Annotated in this window: 3 protein-coding genes and 1 tRNA gene; 3 read left to right on the forward strand and 1 reads right to left on the reverse strand. The window is 72.4% G+C overall.

Annotated elements, in window-relative coordinates; all coding sequences use genetic code 11:
• Positions 1-228 precede the first annotated feature (228 nt).
• The gene (locus ACFZAU_RS35725; protein WP_500555619.1) at positions 229-1,194 is read left to right on the forward strand and encodes a DegT/DnrJ/EryC1/StrS family aminotransferase; all 966 of its coding nucleotides are present in this window, start codon (positions 229-231) and stop codon (positions 1,192-1,194) included.
• An 83-nt stretch (positions 1,195-1,277) separates the two neighbouring features.
• A tRNA-Thr gene (locus ACFZAU_RS35730) sits at positions 1,278-1,350 on the forward strand.
• 73 nt (positions 1,351-1,423) lie between these two features.
• Here ACFZAU_RS35730 and ACFZAU_RS35735 read toward each other — a convergent pair.
• Positions 1,424-4,039, reverse strand: a complete 2,616-nt coding sequence (locus tag ACFZAU_RS35735) for a SpoIIE family protein phosphatase (RefSeq protein WP_500555620.1) — start codon at positions 4,037-4,039, stop codon at positions 1,424-1,426.
• A 284-nt stretch (positions 4,040-4,323) separates the two neighbouring features.
• Between ACFZAU_RS35735 and ACFZAU_RS35740 the strand changes: the two genes are divergently transcribed.
• Positions 4,324-5,600: HAMP domain-containing protein (locus tag ACFZAU_RS35740; protein ID WP_499601982.1), on the forward strand; the 1,277-nt coding region annotated here is incomplete at its 3' end.

The raw sequence follows: 5,600 nt of genomic DNA on the forward strand, positions 1-5,600 counted from the left end.
GTAAAAACCCCTACCCGCGATGATAAGCATTGGGGCGCGTTTGGTCCTCCGGGGGGTCCCGTTTGGACTAGTAGCCGCCCGCCTAAAAAACCTCCCCCCCCCCCCCCCCCCCCCCGGGCGGGGGCCACGGCTCTTTGGCGTATCCACACCCGCTGTTCATGTTCAGATCAGCAACGCATCACCCGCCGCGGTGATCCTTGCGGGACCGGGTAAGTGGAGGTGAGCCTGATGCAGCAGTTCCTGGTTCAGGGTGCTGAAGTAGCCGCGCTGGAGGACGAGTTCTCGTCGGCGGTGGACGGGCGTCATACCGTTGCCGTGGATTCGGCGACCTCCGCGATGCAGCTGGCGCTGCTCTCGCTCGGCATCGGCGCCGGCGAGGAAGTGATCCTGCCGTCGTTCGCGCCCGTGGAGACCGCGGCCGCCGTGCGGCAGGTCGGTGCGGTGCCGGTCTTCGCCGACATCGACCCGCTGACGTTCTGCCTCGACCCGGAGGCCGTCGCCGCCGCGATCACGCCCCTCACGGTGGCCATCCTCCCGGTGCACCTCTTCGGGCACCCTGCGGCCGTCGACCAGATCACCGACATCGCCGCCCGGCACGGCCTGGCGATCGTCGAGGACGCCACCCAGGCCCAGGCGGCCACGCTGGCCGGCCGCCGGGTCGGCACCTACGGCGTGCTGAGCGTGTTCTCCGTCGAGGAGGGTGCCGTGGTCACCACGGAGCACCCCGAACTGGCCAGTGCCGTCAAGCGGCTTCGGGACACCGTCCACGCCCGGGCCCGCATCACCGACCGCAAGGCGGCCGTGGGCCGGGGGGCGCTGGCGAAGCTCGCCGGTGCCGTCGCCCGGCAGCGGGCCAACTGCCGCTACCTGGACTCGGCGTTGACCGGGGTCCTGGTGCCGTACGTGGAGCCCGGCGCCCACCACGTCTACCACCGCTACACGGTGCGCATACCGGGGAACGGCCGGCCGGACCGGGACGCGTTCGCGATGGCCCTGGCCGCGCGGGGCGTTCAGGCGAACGTGAGCATTCCGACGCCCGTGCACCGGCTCCCGGAGTACCGGTCGAGTTCGTACCTGCCGCGTACCGAGAAGGCGGTCGGCGAGACGCTGTCGCTGCCCGTCCACCCGGGTCTGACGGAGAAGGAGTTGGAGCGGATGGCCGCGGCGTGCAACACGCTCGGCGGCCTGCTCTGATCCCCGGCCGTTCCGGTCGGTCCCTACGTCGAGCGGATTTCCGAACCGGGACCGGGATGGGTTAAGATCCTTCACGTCGACGCGCCCCAATAGCTCAGTCGGCAGAGCGTCTCCATGGTAAGGAGAAGGTCTACGGTTCGATTCCGTATTGGGGCTCTGATGAGGAAAGGCCCCCGCCGTCACGGCGGGGGCCTTTCCCTTTTCCCGGGCTCTGCGCGGACCGGGCCCGCTAGGCGGGCAGTTCCGGGACGCGCATCGAGAGGATGGCCATGTCGTCGGAGGGCGCGTCCGATGCGAAGCGCTCGACGGCGCGCTGGATGCGGGCCGCGACGGCGCCGGCGGTGAGGCCCGTGCACGTCGCCAGGACGTCGGCGAGGCCGTCGTCGCCGAGCATGCGTGTGCCCTCGCGGCGTTCGGTGACGCCGTCGGTGACGCAGAGCAGGACGTCGCCGGGGTCGAGGGTGACGGTCTGCTCGACGAGTTCGAGGTCCTCGATGACGCCGAGCAGCGGCTGCGGCTCCGCCGCGGGTTCGACGACGCCGCTCTGCCGCAGGCGCAGCGGCAGCGGGTGCCCTGCGCACACCACCTTCAGGACGGCGCTGCCGTCGCTCTGCGGCCACATCTCGCCGTAGAGGAGGGTGAGGAAGCGGCTGCGGGCCCCCTCGTCCAGGATGGCCGCGTTGAGGCGCTCCAGGACGGACGGGCCGCTGAAGCCCTCACGGGCGAGCAGGCGCAGCGCGTGCCGGGCGAGACCGGTCACGGCGGCGGCCTCGGGCCCCGTGCCGCACACGTCGCCGATGGCGAAGCCCCAGCAGCCGTCGCGGATCGGGAACACGTCGTAGAAGTCGCCGCCGACCTCGTTGCCCTCGCCTGCGGCGCGGTAGACCACCTCGACCTCGACGCCGGGGATCACCGGCAGGCCGGGCGGCAGCAGGCTGCGCTGGAGGGACTGGCTGATGGCCGTGCGCTCGCTGTAGAGGCGGGCGTTGTCCAGGGCGAGGGCGGCCCGGCGCGACAGGTCCTCGGCGAGTTCCAGGATTTCCTGGCGGAAGCGCTCGTCGGCGGACTTGCCGAGGGTGAGCATGCCGATGACGCGGTTGCGGGCCACCAGCGGCAGGACGACCGTCTCGCCGCCGACGGCCGCCGCGGTCGCCAGGGCCGTGCCGGGGCCCGTGGCGGGCCGTGCGGCGTCGCCGAGGCCCAGGCTGCGCAGGGAGGCGCGCAGGGCCGTGGAGTGCGCCGCGTCGGCCGGTGCGGTCCACACCCGGGCCCCGGGGGTGGGGTCGGGCTCGGGAGGGGCGACACGGGAGAGCAGGGCCTTGATGCCGTCGATGCGGTCCTCGTCCTCGTGGAGGACGAAGGCGAGTTCGGGCTCCGAGGCCTGGTCGGCGATCGTGTAGACGGCGCACCAGTTGGCCAGGGTCGGCACCGTCATCTGGGCCATCAGGGCGAGCGTCTGGTCGCGTTCCAGGGTGCCGGCGAGCAGGTCGGAGGCCTCCACCAGGAAGGACAGCGAGCCGCGGCGCAGCCGCTCCAGCTCGGTCAGGCGCGCGCTCTCCACCGCGAGTGCGATGCGGTCGGCGGCGAACTGCAGCCGCAGCGCCTCCTCGTTGGTGTAGCGGCCGGGGCTCTCCGCGGCGACGCCCAGCGAACCGGTGAGGCGGCCCTCGACCTTGAGGGGGACGGTGACGACGGAGCGCATGCCGGTGCCGGCGAGCAGCGGGACGGCGCCGGGCACCGCTGTGAGGTCCTCGTGGACGGCAGGCATGCGGGCGCTGCCGTAGCGGCCGGTGCCGGCCTCGACGGGGACCCGCGCGAAGCGCTGCCGCGCGGAGGGCAGACCGGTGGAGGCCCGTACCTCCAGTTCGGTCTCGTCGTCGGTGGCGAGCAGCAGGTAGGCGGCGTCGCCGTCGAGCATGTCGCGGGCGCGCTCGACGGTGCGCTGCAGCAGCCCGTCGAGGTCGTCGGGGGCGGGGGAGCCGATGAAGGACTCGAAGGGGTCCACGGCCTTGCCGCGTTCGGCGCCGCCCTCGACGGCGATCATGCCGCGGCCCGGGTTCTGCAGGACGGCCCGCTCGTCCTCGCGCACCAGCAGGCACACGGTGGACGGCTCGCCGGAGGAGTCGCGCACCCGCAGGTGCGTGCCGTAGACGGGGAGGATCCGCCCGTCGGCGCCGCGGAGGCCGTAGCTGCCCTCCCAGCGGGACAGCCGCAGGGCCTCGGCGATGCCGTGGCCGGTGCCGGGGGTCTGCGGCCAGGCGGCGAAGTCGCCGAGCGGCTTGCCGGTCACCTGGTCGCCGGCGTGGCCGAAGAGGTCGGCGGCGTCCTGGTTCCAGCGGGTGATGATGCCGCCGCGGTCGACCTGGACGACGGCGACGCGGACCCGTTCGTCGGCCAGCGGCAGCGCCTGGACGGGCAGGGCCGGGCCCGCGGAACGGGTGCCGGCGGGGCGCTGCGGGAGTTCCAGGCGGAACCAGACGTGCTTGTTGGCGGCGGTGTACTCCACGCCCCACCGGCTGGCCAGCGCCGAGCACAGCAGCAGCCCGCGGCCGCCCTCGTGGTCGGGGTGGATCTGCTTCTTGGCGTCGTGGAGAGGAAGCTCACGTTCCGGGTAGCGGTCGGCGACCTCGATCCGTACGGCGGACTCGAAGCGCAGGCACTGGACGTCCGCCGCGGTACCGGCGTGGACCACGGCGTTGGTGACGAGTTCACTGGTGAGGACGACGGCGTCGTCGACGACCTCGGAGAAGCCCCAGCCCTGCAGCGTGTCGCGGACGAACGCGCGTGCGGTGGCGACCGAGCGTCCCACGGGTTCGAAGGTGGCCGCTGCCCGCGCCGTGATCACGGATCTCCTTGTTTGTCCCGGGACGTCACCGTTTGTCGTCCGCTGTACTGTCACCACCGGCCCCCACTTCGAGGTGTACGCCCGGCCCAAGGTGGGCAACCGCATGCCAGGTTACTTACCCCCGGCGACCGCGTGTGTGCCGGTTGGGGGTGTTCCTGCCCCGATCATGACGCCGGTCATATGCGATGCTGCCGAACTGTTATGGCCGGGCCCGGGCATGGTGAAACACTGGTCATGCCTGAACGAGGCACCTGCAGGTCGGTCGACCCTCCGGGAGGGACACGGTGGAGTCTGGCGCATCGGCGCGAGGCGGCGCGGCATCCGCGGCGAAGCGGGGCGGTTCCGCACGGGTCAAGAACGCGCGGTCGCGTACGGGCGGAGCCGGTACGGGGACCGTAGAGGTCGACTCGGCGGCCCTGCACCGGCTGCTGTCGGCGTTGGAGTCCATGCGGGACGGCAACTTCCGCAAGAGGCTGACGGTCACCGGCGACGGCGTCATGGCGGAGATCTCCGCCGTGTTCAACGAGGTCGCCGACCGCAACCAGCACCTGACCGGGGAGCTGGCGCGGGTGCGGCGGGTCGTGGGCCGCGAGGGCAAGCTCGCGGAGCGCCTGGAGACGGGGGCGTGCGAGGGCGCCTGGGCGGCGGCCATCGACGCCTCCAACGCGCTCGTGGACGACCTCGTGCGCCCCATGTCCGAGGTCGGCCGGGTGCTGTCGGCGGTGGCGGAGGGCGACCTGGAGCAGCGGATGGACCTGCGCGCGCAGGGTGCCGACGGTTCCGGGCACCCGCTGCGCGGCGAGTTCCTCAAGGTCGGCCGTACCGTCAACGGGCTGGTCGACCAGCTGTCCACCTTCACCGACGAGGTGACCCGGGTGGCGAGCGAGGTCGGCACCGAGGGCAAGCTGGGCGGCCAGGCGCGGGTGCGCGGCATGTCCGGTTCGTGGAAGGACCTCACGGACTCGGTCAACACCATGGCGTCCCGCCTGACGGCCCAGGTGCGTGACATCGCCCTCGTCACGACGGCGGTCGCCAAGGGCGACCTGTCGCGCAAGGTCACCGTGCACGTGGCCGGCGAGATGCTGGAGCTGAAGAACACCGTCAACACGATGGTCGACCAGCTCTCCTCCTTCGCGGCCGAGGTGACCCGCGTCGCGCGTGAGGTGGGCACCGAGGGCCAGCTGGGCGGCCAGGCCAAGGTGGCCGGTGTCGACGGCGTGTGGAAGGACCTCACGGACTCCGTCAACCTGATGGCCGGCAACCTGACGGCGCAGGTGCGCGACATCGCCCAGGTGACCACCGCGGTCGCCAACGGCGACCTGTCGCAGAAGATCACCATCGGCGCGCGCGGCGAGGTCGCGCAGCTCGCCGAGACCGTCAACGCGATGACCGAGACGCTGCGCACCTTCGCCGACGAGGTGACCCGGGTGGCCGGCGAGGTCGGCGCGGAGGGCCGGCTCGGCGGCCAGGCGCAGGTGCCGGGCGCGGCGGGCACCTGGAAGGACCTCACCGATTCGGTGAACACCGCGTTCCGCAACCTGACCGGTCAGGTGCGGGACAT

Source organism: Streptomyces sp. NPDC008238, from assembly GCF_042956445.1.
Taxonomy (GTDB): Bacteria; Actinomycetota; Actinomycetes; order Streptomycetales; family Streptomycetaceae; genus Actinacidiphila.

Coding starts and splice junctions, on each gene's coding strand:
- ACFZAU_RS35725 (WP_500555619.1), top strand. CDS start 229: ATGCAGCAGTTCCTGGTTCAGGGTGCTGAAGTAGCCGCGCTGGAGGAC.